18 protein-coding genes are annotated in these 15,450 nt (G+C 49.3%); 13 read left to right on the forward strand and 5 right to left on the reverse strand.

All coding sequences use genetic code 11. The annotated features are described in order from the left end of the window. Positions 1–11 precede the first annotated feature (11 nt). Positions 12–959 (forward strand): LacI family DNA-binding transcriptional regulator, encoded by a 948-nt coding sequence (locus CK797_RS02490; RefSeq protein ID WP_104688316.1) that lies wholly within the window; start codon positions 12–14, stop codon positions 957–959. 157 nt (positions 960–1,116) lie between these two features. Here CK797_RS02490 and CK797_RS02495 read toward each other — a convergent pair whose 3' ends face one another. Then, entirely contained in the window at positions 1,117–1,302 is a 186-nt protein-coding gene (locus tag CK797_RS02495; RefSeq protein WP_057806627.1) for an LBP_cg2779 family protein, read from the reverse strand. 214 nt (positions 1,303–1,516) lie between these two features. Between CK797_RS02495 and CK797_RS02500 the strand changes: the two genes are divergently transcribed. The 3 genes from CK797_RS02500 (at position 1,517) to hisS (ending at position 4,952) form a co-directional block, all read left to right on the forward strand. Then, on the forward strand, positions 1,517–2,137 hold the full coding sequence (locus CK797_RS02500) for an LVIS_2131 family protein (RefSeq protein ID WP_104688234.1): 621 nt from the start codon (positions 1,517–1,519) through the stop codon (positions 2,135–2,137). A 15-nt stretch (positions 2,138–2,152) separates the two neighbouring features. Then, positions 2,153–3,340: an MDR family MFS transporter gene (locus CK797_RS02505; RefSeq protein ID WP_104688235.1), complete on the forward strand. Its 1,188-nt coding sequence runs from the start codon at positions 2,153–2,155 to the stop codon at positions 3,338–3,340. A gap of 334 nt (positions 3,341–3,674) precedes the next feature. After that, a complete protein-coding gene (hisS, locus tag CK797_RS02510; RefSeq protein WP_104688236.1) occupies positions 3,675–4,952 on the forward strand; it encodes a histidine--tRNA ligase in 1,278 nt (425 codons plus the stop codon). Between the two features lie 157 nt (positions 4,953–5,109). On the opposite strand, the gene CK797_RS02515 is transcribed toward hisS, so the two are convergent. Further along, a complete protein-coding gene (locus CK797_RS02515) occupies positions 5,110–5,751 on the reverse strand; it encodes an NAD(P)H-hydrate epimerase (RefSeq protein WP_104688237.1) in 642 nt (213 codons plus the stop codon). Positions 5,752–5,871: 120 nt separating this feature from the next. On the opposite strand from CK797_RS02515, the gene CK797_RS02520 reads away from it, so the two are divergent. Further along, on the forward strand, positions 5,872–6,201 hold the full coding sequence (locus CK797_RS02520) for a hypothetical protein (protein ID WP_104688238.1): 330 nt from the start codon (positions 5,872–5,874) through the stop codon (positions 6,199–6,201). Positions 6,202–6,437: 236 nt separating this feature from the next. Here CK797_RS02520 and CK797_RS02525 read toward each other — a convergent pair whose 3' ends face one another. Beyond that, positions 6,438–6,830: a helix-turn-helix domain-containing protein gene (locus CK797_RS02525; RefSeq protein WP_104688239.1), complete on the reverse strand. Its 393-nt coding sequence runs from the start codon at positions 6,828–6,830 to the stop codon at positions 6,438–6,440. Positions 6,831–6,924: 94 nt separating this feature from the next. Next, entirely contained in the window at positions 6,925–7,287 is a 363-nt protein-coding gene (locus tag CK797_RS02530) for a DUF488 domain-containing protein (protein WP_104688240.1), read from the reverse strand. A 64-nt stretch (positions 7,288–7,351) separates the two neighbouring features. On the opposite strand from CK797_RS02530, the gene CK797_RS02535 reads away from it, so the two are divergent. The 7 genes from CK797_RS02535 (at position 7,352) to CK797_RS02565 (ending at position 13,978) form a co-directional block, all read left to right on the forward strand. Then, positions 7,352–7,984, forward strand: coding sequence for a DNA-3-methyladenine glycosylase (locus CK797_RS02535; protein WP_104688241.1), 633 nt, complete (start codon positions 7,352–7,354; stop codon positions 7,982–7,984). Between the two features lie 4 nt (positions 7,985–7,988). Beyond that, positions 7,989–9,146 (forward strand): ATPase, encoded by a 1,158-nt coding sequence (locus tag CK797_RS02540; protein WP_104688242.1) that lies wholly within the window; start codon positions 7,989–7,991, stop codon positions 9,144–9,146. Beyond that, positions 9,146–10,420, forward strand: a complete 1,275-nt coding sequence (locus CK797_RS02545) for a DUF2201 family putative metallopeptidase (protein WP_104688243.1) — start codon at positions 9,146–9,148, stop codon at positions 10,418–10,420. Before CK797_RS02540 ends, CK797_RS02545 begins: the two co-directional genes overlap by 1 nt. Before the next feature lie 3 nt (positions 10,421–10,423). Further along, positions 10,424–10,717 carry a hypothetical protein gene (locus CK797_RS02550; protein WP_104688244.1) on the forward strand — a complete coding sequence of 98 codons (294 nt, stop codon included), beginning with the start codon at positions 10,424–10,426 and terminating at the stop codon, positions 10,715–10,717. Positions 10,718–10,799: 82 nt separating this feature from the next. Beyond that, the gene (locus tag CK797_RS02555; protein ID WP_412458018.1) at positions 10,800–12,686 is read left to right on the forward strand and encodes a M13 family metallopeptidase; all 1,887 of its coding nucleotides are present in this window, start codon (positions 10,800–10,802) and stop codon (positions 12,684–12,686) included. Positions 12,687–12,836: 150 nt separating this feature from the next. Continuing rightward, entirely contained in the window at positions 12,837–13,475 is a 639-nt protein-coding gene (locus tag CK797_RS02560; protein WP_104688246.1) for a helix-turn-helix domain-containing protein, read from the forward strand. Between the two features lie 2 nt (positions 13,476–13,477). Then, positions 13,478–13,978: an O-acetyl-ADP-ribose deacetylase gene (locus CK797_RS02565; protein WP_104688247.1), complete on the forward strand. Its 501-nt coding sequence runs from the start codon at positions 13,478–13,480 to the stop codon at positions 13,976–13,978. A 35-nt stretch (positions 13,979–14,013) separates the two neighbouring features. On the opposite strand, the gene CK797_RS02570 is transcribed toward CK797_RS02565, so the two are convergent. Continuing rightward, positions 14,014–14,298: a SemiSWEET family transporter gene (locus tag CK797_RS02570; RefSeq protein ID WP_104688248.1), complete on the reverse strand. Its 285-nt coding sequence runs from the start codon at positions 14,296–14,298 to the stop codon at positions 14,014–14,016. Between the two features lie 68 nt (positions 14,299–14,366). Here CK797_RS02570 and CK797_RS02575 point away from each other — a divergent pair, with 68 nt between their 5' ends. Then, positions 14,367–15,350 (forward strand): LacI family DNA-binding transcriptional regulator, encoded by a 984-nt coding sequence (locus tag CK797_RS02575; RefSeq protein WP_104688249.1) that lies wholly within the window; start codon positions 14,367–14,369, stop codon positions 15,348–15,350. The last annotated feature ends 100 nt before the right edge of the window (positions 15,351–15,450 follow it).

The raw sequence follows: 15,450 nt of genomic DNA on the forward strand, positions 1-15,450 counted from the left end.
GGATTTGTGAAATGGTTGCGAAGTTAAAGGATGTTGCCGAGCTTGCGGGGATCTCGGTAACCACAGTATCCCGGGTGATTAATAACTACGGGTCCTTAAGTGAGAAAACCATCAAGAAGGTCCATGCAGCGATGCGGGAACTAAACTATCAGCCCAACGCCCTGGCCCGGGCAATGCAGGGGAAGCCATCTAAGTTCATTGGTCTGATCTTCCCTAACCTGATCAACCCCTTCTTTGCGGAGCTGGTTAACGAACTGGAACGGCAGCTCTTCACCAAGGGTTACAAGACGATTATTGCCTCTTCGGCTGAAAACCCGGAGATTGAGCATGACTACCTGAGTATGCTGATGGCCAACCAGGTCGATGGGATTATTTCCGGGTCCCACAACCTTGATATCAAGGAGTATCACCAGGTCACGGCGCCAATTGTGTCGTTTGACCGCTACCTGGCTGACAACATTCCGATTGTCTCAGCAGATAGCTACCAAGGCGGGCAGCTGGCCACTCAGTACCTGATTGAACATCAGGTACGACGGATCGCAGTGATGGTCGATGAGGATCAGTCGGTTTCACCAACGGTCAACCGGCTTCAGGGGGTGGTTGACTACCTTGGTCAGCACCACCGGAGCTTTGACCCGCTAGATGTCCACCATGTTGACTTGGCAACTGTTTTTCCAGGTATTTATGACGGGGTGATTGCCTCCAACGATGTTCAGGCTCTGAGGATTGTTAATATCTATCATCGGGCTGGCCTCCGGCTTAATCAGGATTATTTCTTGACTGGTTACAACGGTTCAACGCTAATCCGCCAGACAAATCCCGAACTGCCAACGGTGATTCAGCCAATTGCAGAACTGAGTACCAAGCTGATCGCTACCCTGATGACGCGTATCAAGCGCCCCCAGGACACGGTGCCATCCGTGGTAGTTCCGGTACATTTTTATACGCCGCAAAATTAAAAAAGGACTGGAAGAAAGTATTGTTTTCTTCCAGTCCCTTTGATTTTCATTATAGTGTAGCTACGAAAAATTTAGTAGGTTAGCTTAGCATCACAAGTCTATCTGATTATGGACTAAGGCTGGCACGTTCAGCGCCAGCCTTAGTTAATATTGTCAATTATTTGCTTTGCATAAACCGTTGGAGCAATTCGGTTTCTTCAGAAGTCGCCACTGAATTTGATGATTTAATATCGTGAATCCGTTCAACTGATAGATGGCTTCCAAAGGCAACTTCATTATCGTTTAAGTCGTTTTCGCGCTCAAAATTGATAAGCTTTTGAGCTAACTCACTCAAATTGTCCATGAAATCAATTCCTCCTTAAGATAATTACGTCACGAGGACTTATTAATCTATATTTATTGTAAAACATGTTTAAAATTTATGTCAAAATTTAGTTTAGCACAGTTCTCCCGGTTTGCGAGAATTAAATTCGCAATGATCTAGTGGGAAAGCCGGGACATGGGTGGAATTTTGTGTGATAATCTATATAATTACCTTTTTAGATTGGAGAATGATTATGAGTTGGAATTGGCTTGGCTGGCTCCTCTGGATTTTGGCAATTGTCTTTCTCTGCTATGTCATCCACTACATTCGGGTGCAGCAGTTGATGCTGATTGCTAAGACCAAGCGTGCCTTTGACAAGAAGCTCTTTGGCCGTTATGTGGCCCTCGTACTAGTATCCCTGGTGTGGATTGGTGGTATGTCCTACATGACTTTCTTCCGCCAGGTGGATCTAGCAAATAACCAGCAGACCCGGATTAGCACGAAATACTACCCGTTGCAGATTAGCAACAAGAAGGATGACTATTATTATGTTCTGGCGACTCGGAGCAAGAGCGGTAACCATCCAGTTGTTTCTTATACTTACTGGTCTGGTAATAACAAGTACACGACAACGTCACGTTTTGGTTCGGTAGCTGATGGCGATCGAATTATTCCCCTAAGCATTAGTGCACTGCCGTGGGATCAGGCTCAGCTGAAAAAGCAGGATTCCCGGACTGGACATGCTTTTGCGGCAGTCATGTCTGTTCATTACCGAAACACTCCGCTGAATGGTATCGGACTGCGCGCTAACCGCGAATCTGCAGCCTATACCTTATTGCGAGTGCCATCTGCCGAAATGGTTATTGAGCGATAGTGATCGAGGCGTTCTATGACGGTAAAAAAGAACACTGTTAAGTTAAAATGGGTGGCTCTGGCAAGCTTGTTGAACAACACCGGGGCCGCTTTTTTGTGGCCGTTGACCACGATGTATATGCACAACTATCTCCACCAGTCCCTGACGACAGCGGGAGTGGTCATGCTCTTCATGTCACTTGCCATGATGGTTGGTAATTATATCGGCGGCTGGCTGTTTGATCACTGGAGTCAGTACAAGACCGCACTGATCGGAGTCAGTTTGTCGACTTTAGCCATCTTTTTGTTGATTTTTATCCATGGCTGGCCCTGGTTTGCCTTGCTGATGATGCTGAATAGCTTCGGAGATGGGATCAATGCGACGATTGTCAATTCCTATGGTTCTATGATTACCGCACACACATCCCGTTACGTCTTCAATTACATCTATATGGCCTTTAACATCGGGGTTGTCATCGGGACTCTGCTGGTCGGGATTCTACTGCCGATTAACGTCGTTCTGGTCTTTGCAGTTGCTACTATTTTCTATACTTTACTAACGCTTCTGGTGATCTTGAATTTCAACGTTAATATTGTCATACCAAAGAAAAAAGCAGCACGAGCCCGGCATCAGGTGTACTCGCCAAAGCACCGCCAGATGATCATCTTGATCTGGCTGATTCTGTTGAACCTGGTGACGATCCACCTCAGTTATTCTCTTTGGGAGAGTGTGATGGCTGTTCACATGACTAACATGGGAATCCCCTTCTACGCTTATAGCATGTTGTGGACCCTGAACGGGGTGCTGATCATTATTGGGCAGCCCCTGGTCAATAAGCTGAGTCCATATATTAGATTATCAAGCCAGATTATTATCGGGATCTTTATTTTTGCCTCGTCGTTTCTATTACTGATCTTTGCCAAGAGTCTACTAGCCTTCACCTTCGATTTTGTGGTGCTGACCATTGGTGAAATGACCAGCTTTGCGGGGTTGCCCGCTTGGATCGCTCAGCTGACTGCAGTTGACGAGGCTGGTCACTATCAGGGACTGTTGAATATCACTATTTCGGTAGGACGAGCGATTGGTCCGCTGTACGGTGGTTATGTTATCGAGGCTGGCAATTATCAGTTGCTCTTTATCTCGGTATTTTTGATGATGTTTGTTACTCTATTGATTGTCGTCGGTGATCTGGTCAGAATTCGGCACCACCAGGCCCGTTCTTAATCGGGTGGACCACGGCTAAGAGCTATGGTAAAATCACTAGTGTGTAAAAGCGTTGAGTAGAAAATAAAGTGGTCACGCAATTGACAGGGAGCCAGTGCGGTTGAGAGCTGGCGGTGACCATGAAGACACCTCTACTAGCTGGGCGGGGGAAGTGAGTAGTCCGTCCCGGGTATGATCCGTTAACGTCATGAAGTTGAGAGACTTCCTGAGGTAGTGGCTGTGAAGTCACTATGAATAGAGGTGGCACCGTGGATTTAATTCGCCCTCTAAGGCTGATGGCCTTGGAGGGCGTTTGCTATTATGCTTGACGCTGGAATTGAAAGGAGAGAATAACATGGATTATCAAAAGCCGAAGGGAACAGCCGACCTACTTCCAGGTGTGACTGGTCTATGGGAAAAGGTCGAAGCAAATGCTCGCGAGGTCTTTCGTGAGTTTGGTTACCGTGGAATTCGGACGCCGATGTTTGAGGACTACAATGTCTTTTCCCGAAACGTTGGGGACACATCCGACATCGTGGAGAAGGAGATGTACGATTTTCACGACAAGGGTAATCGACACATCGCTCTTCGTCCCGAGGGAACAGCCGGGGTTGTTCGGGCCTATGTTGAAAACAAGCTGTACGGTCCTGAATACCCGAAGCCGTATAAGGTTTACTACATGGGGCCAATGTTTCGCTATGAACGGCCACAATCCGGCCGCCAGCGTGAGTTCCACCAAATTGGGGTCGAGGCCTTAAACAATGAATCGCCACAGATTGATGTGGAGGTTATTGCTATGGCAATGACCCTCTTCAAGCGTTTTGGGGTACCAAACGTCAAGCTGACGATCAATACGCTAGGTGATAAGAAGGTGCGTGAGGACTATCGGCAGGCTTTGATTGACTACCTAAAGCCCCACTACGACGAGCTAAGTAAGGACTCTCAGGAGCGCCTCTATCGGAACCCATTACGTGTCTTGGACAGTAAGGATGCTGGTGACCGGAAGATCGTGGCCAATGCCCCATCGATTCTTGACTACCTTGATGATGAGTCCCAGGCTTACTTCGATCAGGTCCAAAACCTGCTGAAGCAGCTTGGTATCGACTACGAGATTGATACCAACATGGTGCGGGGGCTGGATTACTACAACCACACTATCTTCGAGATCATGTCTGATTCGCCGGTCTTCGGCGGTGGCTACACCACGGTATGTGCCGGGGGACGTTACAATGGTCTGATTGAACAGCTCGGTGGTCCTGCAGAAGGGGGTATCGGCTTTGGAATGGGTGTTGAGCGGCTGATGCTCCTTCTCCAACAGGAGAATCCTAAGTTTACCCCGCAGGATACCTTGGATGTCTTTTTCGCTAGTGCTGACGGCCAAGGGGATGCATTAGCATTTGACCTCCTGAACAAGATCCGTCAGCAGGGAGTCGTGGCCGACAAGGATTACAGTGGTGTTAAGGTTGGTAAGCAGATTAAGGAGGCCTTTCGGCGCAACGCCAAGTACTTTGCCGTATTTGGCAGCCGGGAAGTTGACGAGGGCAAGTTCCAGCTGAAGAACGCCGCTACTAAGGATAGCGTTGAGGTTGCAGTGGATGACTTCGCCGCCGACCCAGCTAAGTACTTGAAGTAAAGATTTAAATGGGCACGGGATTGAGACAGAACTAGCTTACAAGTTCGTTGTTGAGTCCCTGTAAGTACAAAGAACCCCCAGCATTTCATTCGAATACTGGGGGTTCTTTGTGTATTACGTTGGTGCATACCACAGTTTCCTTTATGTTAATTAAAAACTAGTCATCGACGGCGTAGGTCCCCATGTCATCAGCAATCACGATCCGACCTGCGTACTTGGCACCATCCGCCTTGGTCAGACCAACCTTATTGAAGGCGAAAGTTACTGTGGCGTCAGCTTTAACTGCCGTCCCCATGATCTCACCGGTATCGGTATTAATCCCAGATGGCATGTCGACAGCAACCACCAGAGCTTCACTTTGATTGATGGCATCAATGGCGTCAGCATAGGCGCCAGTTACTTGCCGGTCGATGCCAATACCGAACATGGCATCGATAATCAGGGTGGCCTGCTTGAGAACAGTTAAATCCGTGGTTTCAGGAATCCGGTAGTAATGGCAGATTTTTTCCTGGACTTGGTGTTCTTCGGAGGCATGGGCCGGGTTGCCGACATTGAGGATTGTTACCTTAATCCCAGCAATGTGGAGGAGACGGGCGACGTCGAGGCCATCTCCGCCGTTATTGCCACTCCCGGCGACCACGACGACATGGTCAAGATAGAGCGGGAAGGCGTTCAGGATCTCGTCACGTACCGCCAGAGCAGCCCGTTCCATAAGGACCAGCGAGGGGATGCCAATCTGGTTGATTGTGTAAGAGTCATAGTGCCGCATCTGTTCAGCCGTAATTGGTGTTTTTTCCATTAGTAATTCCTCCTAACCTTTTGTTAACTTTACTGTACCACTTAATCTGAACAGCGAGTTGAATTTACCAGGGGCGAAAAGCTAGAATAAGTGATAGTAGTACAAGAGAGGAAATGGCTTATGAGTAAGAAAGGCAAGTATGAAGTCCTAAAGTTTACCTGCATTCCAGTTGAAACGGACGCGGATGGCAAGTACCAACTGAAAGTTGATCCGGCTGGCAACGCCAAGCTGCACGTCTGGCGGATTGGCAAGCATACCAAGGGCAAGTACCAAGGTCCGGGACAGTTACTGATGACTGAGAATAATTTGACAGCGGTGATTCTGGCGTCTGAACCACTAGCTTTCAAGGACCGTCACAGTGAGACGCCGATGCAGCGTTTCCTGACCACCAGGGTAGATGACGACGTTCTGCAACAGGGCTTGGCTCAACTGCTGGCTAACCGTCGTTGAAGCCAAGCAAATTACCAACGCCGCTAGTTTTTATTGTTGGTAATGGATCTATTGGCGGCAGTAGACATTTGAAATGTAGCTTAATATTATAATATTTCAGAAAATTAAAGGCAGCTGATGAGAAAGGTAGTGCTTTCTATCAGCTGCCTTGTTTTAAATATTGGTATTGTGAGCCGTCACGTGATGTGTTCTGATAATCATCAGCCCGGTTTATTCTAGTGATTTACTTTAATTTATTATTGAAAGGCAAGGTCATCAAATACGATATAGATGAAAACGGCAAAAATTAGGATTACGTACCAGTAACGAGCTAAAAATTCCCAACCGTTGGTGATTCGTTGGTGCCGCCAAGACAATTCCTGCTTATTTTGCTGGGTATATGCTTCAATGATTTTAGCAACCGTTGACTGGTTAATGGTTGGCTTCTTAGCTAGAACAAGCTCATCCAGGGAAACGTTAAGGATCGTAGCGAGTTGAACAATTTTTTCAATATCCGGCAGTGTGGTTCCATTTTCCCATTTGGAGATTGCTTGACGAGATACGTGTAGTTGGCTGGCAACTTGTTCTTGTGAAAGGTGTGCTTGCTGACGAAGAGCTATTAGCTGCTGGCTAAGCTGAATATTTACCATAATGGCCTCTATATCGTAGAGCCTGGTAGCAGACAAGCAATACTCCATACTAATTGGCACTTAACGAAGGCACTATGTTAACCAGGGGTTGCGTTTAGGCCAGATCAGCAAGCAGCTGTTGCTTGAGAATAACAGCCTGGTTATGTTCAGTGTCTTTGGCACCGTACAGAAGAATAACGTTGCCCACTGCCAGCTTAGCTTGGACTAGTTCTCGTAATTTATCGTAGACTGGATTATCAGCCAGTTCGGCAAGGTAACGCGTCTTAAATTCTGCAAACTTAGCCGGATCATGGCCAAACCACTTTCGCAGTTCGTTGCTTGGCCCAACCTCTTTAAGCCAGTCATTCAGATGAGCATTGACCTTTGAGATCCCCCGAGGCCATAGCCGATCGACCAGAATTCGGTAGCCGTCGAGATCAGCGGGCTTGGTATAGATTCTTTCTGTTTTGAGTTCCATGAGTGTCTTCCTCCTTTGATTCGTGGTAACTTTAGGATAGTTCTTTTAAGGAGGAAGTTAAACAATGCTGTCTGCATATCAACAATTTTTTACCGACCGGCCCACGGTGGAAATTGCTCGGGATCTCCTGGGCAAGCTTGTTCGTTACGATGGGCCAGATGGTATGACTAGTGGCTATATCGTCGAAACGGAGGCCTATTTGGGAGAAAACGATTCGGCCTCCCATGCCTTCAACGGACGACGGACCGGCTACTCGGAATCTCTCTACGGGCAGCCTGGTGATATCTATCTTTACCAGATTCGTGGGCATTACTGCTTTGACATTGTTGTCCAGGATCAGGACGAGCCCCAGGGGATTTTACTTCGGGCAATCGAACCAGCAACGGGAGTCGGCTTGATGACGGCCCACCGAAAGATGACCGGGGTTAATATCACCAACGGACCTGGTAAGCTTGTTCAGGCGTTGGGAATCCACTCCCGCGTCCTTGACGGTCAGCCAATGGAGTCTAGTCCACTCAAGGTTGAACTTGACCGTTTTAAAATTCCCCGGGAAATAATCACGACTGCACGCATTGGGGTAAACATGGAGGGAAAAGATGGTGCCAAGCCCCAACGCTTTATCGTCGCCGGTAACCCTTACGTCTCGGGAATGTGCAAACGCGAGATGGATCTCAATAAACATGGTTGGAAGGACTGATTAGATGGCTTTGACGTATCAACAACTGTTAATGGCGGTTCCCTTGGTTCTGAAGGCGGGCAACGTGCCCAATATCGTCGGTGATGCTGGAATCGGTAAGTCGGCCCTGGTTAGTGATGTGGCCGACCGGATGGGGGCGCATCTCTTTACAACGGTAGTCAGCCTGAGTGAGAAGGGGGACCTGGCTATCCCGGTTCCGCCGCTGACTAGCGATTCCTTCGTTGAAACTCAGCATTATGGCCGTCTGGCAAATGTTCAGTTTGGCTACTCGGAAACCCTGATCCAGATTATCAAGGATGCTGAAGCGCACCCGACGACGCCGATCATCTGGTTCCTCGATGAATTTAATCGAGGAACGGTGGCCGTTCAGAGTGAGTTGATGAACTTGGTCTTACAGCGACGGATTAACGCTCTTCGTCTCCCCGCCACCGTTATGATTATTATTGCTGAAAACCCCGATAGTACGATGGCTGGCTTTGATGACCGCGAGTATGCGGTAGCCACTGCCGATGCGGCGATCAAGGATCGGACGGTTCGGTTAGTGATGACAACTTCAATTACGGAATGGTTAAAGTGGGCCGGTAAAGCGGAAATCAATCGACTGGTGATCAACTACCTGACGACCTATCCAGAGCGGCTATCAGTTCTTGATCCTGATAATCCAGACCTACATCCAACACCGCGGGCCTGGGAGCGGGTTTCCCGCAATCTGGACCAACTCCTGCAACTTCCAACGGCCGACCAACAGGCTCTTGCTGCTGATCTCTTCAGCGGTGACCTGGGTACGGAGGTTGGAGTCTCCTTTGCCCAGTTTGTCATGGCTCAGGGGAATCAGCTGAATTTGGAGGCCATTCAGACCAAGGCCGATAGCCGACAGAACTTCGCGGGGGCTGACGAGGCGACAAAGATCCGCCTCCTTTGCGAATGGGTGGCCGATGACCAGCGAGCACCTTTGGCTTCAGCGGCTGGGGCAACTTCCTTTATTGACTTACTTGACCAGGTAAGTCCGGATGGTCAATTTGCAATTGCCCAAGCAGCCGGTGGCCAGTTGAATCGGGTTATTCAACCGATGTACACGGCAGCTAAGGCGGAGTCGACCGGTCCGGTGGCCAAACTTTATCGGCGACTGGCTGAGATTGCCACTTACGGGGACCGGAACTAATGGCCTTCTGGAATAAGCTTTCTCATCACCGCCATCCTGTGACGTCTGCTTCAGAAATGGCCAGTCAGGCGGTTGTCGGTATCCTGCAGAAATACCGTTTGCTGGGCGAGATTCTCCTTCAGCTTCCTCGTCAGTTTGTCGATCAGCAGCCTGCCGTGGCTGGCCTTCGTTGGGTAAGAGATCAATTGACCCTGGTGATCAACCCAACTACCTTTATCCAACTGAGAATGGATGACGCTCAGTTGCTTTTGGCCCACGAGGCCTTGCATGCTCTCTGGCAGCACCCTCTCCGCTACGCCGATCATCCTCATCCCAAGCTGGTTAAGGTGGCCACCGACATAGCGGTTAACCAGTACCTGCCGGCAGCACCCCCAGGTACGGCTACCCTGGAACAGGTCCGGCAATTGCTGCATCGCAAGGTTCCAGCTCATTTGGATTCCCAGGACTATCTTCGCCTTTTGGCAAAAACTAGTGTGGCGGAACGAGAACATCTGAAGCGGGGCGGGATCAGCCTGGAGGGTGGACAGCAGGGAGCCCTGCCAGCCGTCGACGCTCAGGATGATCATCGCGGCTGGACTCAACAGGCAAAACGCCAGATTGGCAACCAGCAGATTCGGGTTGCTAACTTACGACAGATTATTCAACACGCCTGGAACCAGACTCCGCAGCGTGATCGGGGACTATTACCAGGTGACGTGCGCCAGGCGTTTAGTAATGTTGATAGTTGTCATGCCCGCTTTAATTGGCAGAATGTCCTCGCCCGGCAGGTTGGCCAGATTGTCCAGGGGAAGGAACCGTCCCATGCCCGCTTTAACCGTCGTCAGCCCCTTCGGATGGACCTGCCGGGTCAAATTGCCCACCTGACTGCTGATCTCCGTATTTTTGTCGACAATTCGGGCTCAATGACTGACCAGGAGATTAGCCGGGCTTTGACAGAAATAAGTTGGCTGGTGCGCCGTGAACGGGTGCGGATGACGGTCTATTCGTTTGATGCTAAAGTCTACGCGCCGGGACAACATCTGCATCCGGGCCGGACGACTAATTGGCAACGGCGGGGTGGTGGTGGTACCAGTTTTCAGGCGGTCTTCGATTACCTGGCTGTCCACCATGTGTCCCGGGCCGGAACAATCGTGGTAATCATTACCGATGGCTGGGGTGAACGTCGCCTTCGCTATCACCGCTACCGCAATGTGGACTGGCTACTAACAACGACAGCCGCTCAGCTGTCTGTTACCAATTATTCGGGCCATGTATTTGAACTAAGAAAGGAATAAAAAATGACAACACTCTTGAATCCCCAGGCCATGCAGCGGGTTTTAACTCACAGTGAAGAATATCGGCGGGCCGTAGGGTTGCTGAACGAGAACTGGGATCCGGATGACCAGCCAATCTACCGCAATGTTCTGGAGGCGGCTGATGTTCATTTTGCCCGTCAGCTCCAGGTGGCTGGTCTGGTAAATGGAACTACCGACCTTAGCGACTATCGGGCTGTCAATCAGCTGATAATGCGTCACGACCAGTGGTTCTCGGCTGGGGCCCGCCAGGCTCTGCTCACACCATTTCAGGACTAACGTTACCGCCATTTACCAAAAAAATAGTATAATAGAGCCATTAACACGCTAAGGAGGATGCATTGTGGCAGTAGACAAAAAGATGATCAAAGATGACCTGTATGCAGCCGTTAACGGCGATTGGATCAAGGACGCTAAAATTCCAGATGATAAACCGGCCACGGGAGGCTTTAACGACCTCGTGGATGAGATCGATAAGCAGATGATGGATGACTTCGATGCTTACGCTGACGATAAAAAAAAGTCGGATGATCCGCGCTTCAACGAGATGATCAAGCTGTACAAGGTCGCTAAGAAGTTTGATTTCCGGAAGAAAGTCGGTCCCAAGGCTTTGCAGCGGGTGCTTAGCAGTGTCGCGGAACTCCAGTCTTACGCTGACTATCAGGCCCAGTGGCGTAACTGGGTCATGTTTGGACTGCCGTCACCGGTGAGCTTCGACATCGATGCCGATATGAAGAATGCAACGGTTTACGCCCTCTTTGTCTCGTCCCCATCACTGATTCTGCCTGACAAGAGCTACTACACACCTGAAAAGCAGCAGGAACATGACCAGCTGCTTAAACTGTGGACTGCCATGGTAGCAGCCTTGATGGATAAATTGGGCTATGACAAGGATGAGGCTACTCAGATCATTCAGCACGCTAAGGACTTCGATGCTCTCCTGGCGCCAAATGTCAAGAGTGCTGAGGAAGCTGCGGACTATAGCAAGATGTACAATCCACGGACGGTAGATGAGCTGGCGGCTTCGACCGACCAACTAGACTTGGCTGGGGTGATCAAGCGTCTGATAGGCACGACACCAGAAAAGGTGATCGTGATGGAACCTGACTACTTCAAGGCACTCGACGGCATCTTAAAGGACCACTTTGACCTGTTTAAGGACTGGGCGGTAGTCAACGTCATTCGTGACTATGCTAGTTACTTGGATGATGAGATGCGTGAGATCAATGGCCGTTACAGCCGGGCCCTGTCCGGCAGCAAGAAGCCGATTAGCCAGCGTAAATTTGCTTACTACCTGGCCCGTGACGTCTTTAGTCAGGTAGCCGGGGACTATTACGGTAAAAAGTACTTCGGTCCCACAGCCAAGGCTGATGTTCATCAGATGGTTGAACGAATGGTGGGGGTCTATAAGAAGCGGCTGGCTGAAAACGATTGGCTCAGCAAGGCAACTCGAGAGAAAGCCATTCTCAAGTTGGATAAACTCGGTATCCAGGTTGGCTACCCGGATAAGATTCCGGCGGTTTATGACCAACTCAAGATTGATGAGGGTGAATCCTTGATTGCTAACCTCAACCAGGTCAGCTACGTTAAGAATCAAGAGATGTTTGGGCGCTGGAACAAGCCGGTTGACCGGATGCGGTGGGAGATGAGTGCCGCCACGGTCAACGCCTATTACCACCCCTTCAAGAACATCATTGTCTTCCCGGCTGCCATCCTGCAGGCTCCGTTCTACTCCTTGAAACAGACCAGCAGTCAGAACTATGGCGGTATTGGGGCCGTCATTGCCCATGAGATTTCCCATGCCTTTGACAATAATGGAGCTCTCTTTGATGAATATGGGAACCTTAACAACTGGTGGACCAGTGAAGACTCTGCTCACTTCAAGCAACTGGCCCAACAGATGATCAAGGAATTTGACGGCCTGTCATATGCTGGCGGGAAGGTTAACGGGAAGCTGACCGTTTCTGAGAACATCGCCGATGGTGGCGGTCTGTCTTGTGCCCTTGAGGCGGCCAAGGAAGAGGACGACTTCAGCGCTACGGAATTCTTCATCAACTGGGCTACGATCTGGCGGATGAAGGCTACCACACAGTATGAACAGCTCCTTCTATCGATCGATGTTCACGCTCCGCAAAAGCTTCGGGCTAACGTCCAGGCAGAGAATTTGGCCGACTTCTACAAGGCGTTTGATATTCAGCCAGGCGACAAGATGTATAAGGCACCGGAGGACCGGGTAAACATTTGGTAGAATTAGAAAAACACTGAGTCTCAGATTATAAGCGCTCAGTGTTTTTTTGATGGTCTGAAAAGGATAGCGTGACAATTTCACTTGCTCCCGGTATCGTAATAGTCAAGAATTATTTCCCGGGAAAACAATTTGCTTTCAGGAGGGCACGTGATGGAATTTGCAACGAAAATAAAAAACTATCGTCGGCAGAATGGCTGGACTCAGCAAGTCGTGGCGGAGAAGCTTAGTGTTTCGCGTAAAACGATCTCAAGCTGGGAAAACGGTCGCTCCTATCCCGATATTTTCATGCTAGTCCAGCTCAGTGACCTCTATCATGTTAGTTTAGACAACCTATTGAGGGAGGATCACGAGATGATTGATAATTACAAACATGATCACGTTATCAATGCTAAACAAGACCGTACCTTTGTTATTTCGTATATAATTAATGTCGTAGCGAGTCTGTATTTCCTATGCCATTCAATGATCGGAACGGGATGGATTAACCAGTTGCATCCAGGATGGCGGATGTTGGCCGGTATCCTGATTGGTTTGATGTCGGTTAATATCTACTTCTTATTGAGTAGGGTTGAGTGGAAGTCGATGAGCCGATCCACCAAGGTGGGAGCAATAATGACATTTATTGTTGTGCTGACTTTCTTGCTTAAGTTGGACACGGTGGAACTTCCCAAGAGTTCCTATCAATTCGGCGTAGGGGTTGGCCATGGCTTTGTCGGGGCGTTATCAGCTCTGTCAATCGTGGAGACAATCTGGTTGTACCACCAATTTAAAAAACGAAAGGATCATTAGCAATGGCAGAAATTAAACTAGTTCAGGGTGACATTACCAAGGCCAAGGTCGATGCCATCGTTAACGCGGCCAATACGACCTTGATGGGTGGCGGTGGTGTCGATGGGGCTATCCACCGGGCAGCTGGGCCAGGATTGTATCTGGCCTGTCGGAAGTTTAACGGTTGCCCGACAGGGGAGGCGCGGATTACCGGTGGCTTCAACCTACCTGCCAAGTATATTATTCATACGCCGGGCCCTATCTGGCATGGTGGTAATGGGAAGGAACGTCAGCTGCTGGCGAACTCCTACCGCAACAGTCTTCTGTTGGCTGAGGAGAACAACTGCCAGACAGTGGCTTTTCCATCGATCAGTACCGGGGTCTACGCTTTTCCACTGGAGATTGCAGCCCCAATCGCCTTGAGTACAATTCGTAACTTTCTGGAAAATGCCAAGGTAGTCAGGGAAGTTACGATGGTCTGCTTTGATCCACAGACGCTGGCGGCTTACCGTCGGGCACGATAGTAAAAAGGACTTGCTTGAAAAACAAGTCCTTTTTACTAGTGAATGAATGCCGTAATGAAGGTAATCGCACCAAAAATAATACCAGGGAAGTTAGCGATGACAACTGGCCAGTCCTTGTCCGGCTTGAGCCAGCCATAAGCAACCCAGAGGGAGGCATTGATGGCGGCGCAGATTGGCTGGAGGGGCGATACCGGGTGACCAGTAAAGTTAAGTACAATTTGATCGATATAGGAAGCGTACATGATTAGACAGGCAATTGTGGCGATGTTACCAATCAGCTTTGCTTCGCGCCAACGTTTTACAACTTCTTTATTATCCATAGATGATACCTCGCTGTGTCTTACAAAATGTTATAATAAAAGCAATTCTTTAAAATCGGGTGAAAAATATGGCCAAAAAGCCAGTCAAAATAGACGATGTTGCGCGTGAGGCCGGAGTCTCCAAGACAACGGTATCTCGGGTACTTAACCAGCGCGGTTATCTGAGCGACGAAACGATTGCCAAGGTCCAACAGGCAATGGAAAAGCTTAACTACCGTCCCAACGCTATCGCACGTCAACTATACAAGCAGGAGACCAAGCTGGTCGGGCTAATCTTTCCAACCATTGATGACCCCTTCTTCGGTCAGCTAGAGGCTGCCTTGGAGAACGAGCTGTACCGGCGTGGGTACAAGGTCCTGATGGGTAATAGCCAGAACAATCCAGAGAAGGAACGCAGCTTTTTACGTCAGCTTCTTAATCGGCAGGTCGATGGGTTGATCGTGGGAGCCCACAACCAGGCTATCAATGAATACCAACGGACTAGTCTGCCAATTGTATCAATTGAACAGATTGTCAGTCGAAACGTACCAGTGGTGGCCTCCGACAATTATAACGGGGGGCTGCTCGCCACGCAACGGTTACTGGATGATGGTTGCCAACATATCATCCACACCAACTATCCTGAGGACATTCCAACACCTAACCACGAGCGGCGCTTAGCCTATGAGGATCTGTTACGCCAGCACGGGCAAACGCCGATTACCTATCACATCAGCTTTGATGATCCGGTCGCCAAGAAGCGGGCGATCATTCGACAGATCTTCAGAGATCATCCTGAAGTAGACGGAATCTTCGCGGATAACGATACCAATGCTGGACTGATCATGAATATCGCTGGCGAGTTCAAACGTCTGATTCCAGAGGACCTGCGGGTGGTCGGCTACGATGGGGCTAACGCGACGCGGGTCTTATTACCACAGTTGACCACGATCCAGCAGCCCATTGATCAGATGGCTAAGCGGGCAGTGGCTATGCTCCAAGCCCGGATCAACGGTGAGCAAGTAAGCTCAACAATGTTGCCGGTAAAGATTATCGATGGAGGGACAGCCTAGCGCTGTTCTTTTTTATTGTATAAAATAAATTCTTTATGTCAACCGGTTGACATAAAATGTGGAAAGCGCTACCATAATAACTGTTGAAACAAGGAAACGT

This window comes from Limosilactobacillus pontis (genome assembly GCF_002940945.1).
Classification (GTDB): Bacteria; Bacillota; Bacilli; order Lactobacillales; family Lactobacillaceae; genus Limosilactobacillus; species Limosilactobacillus pontis_A.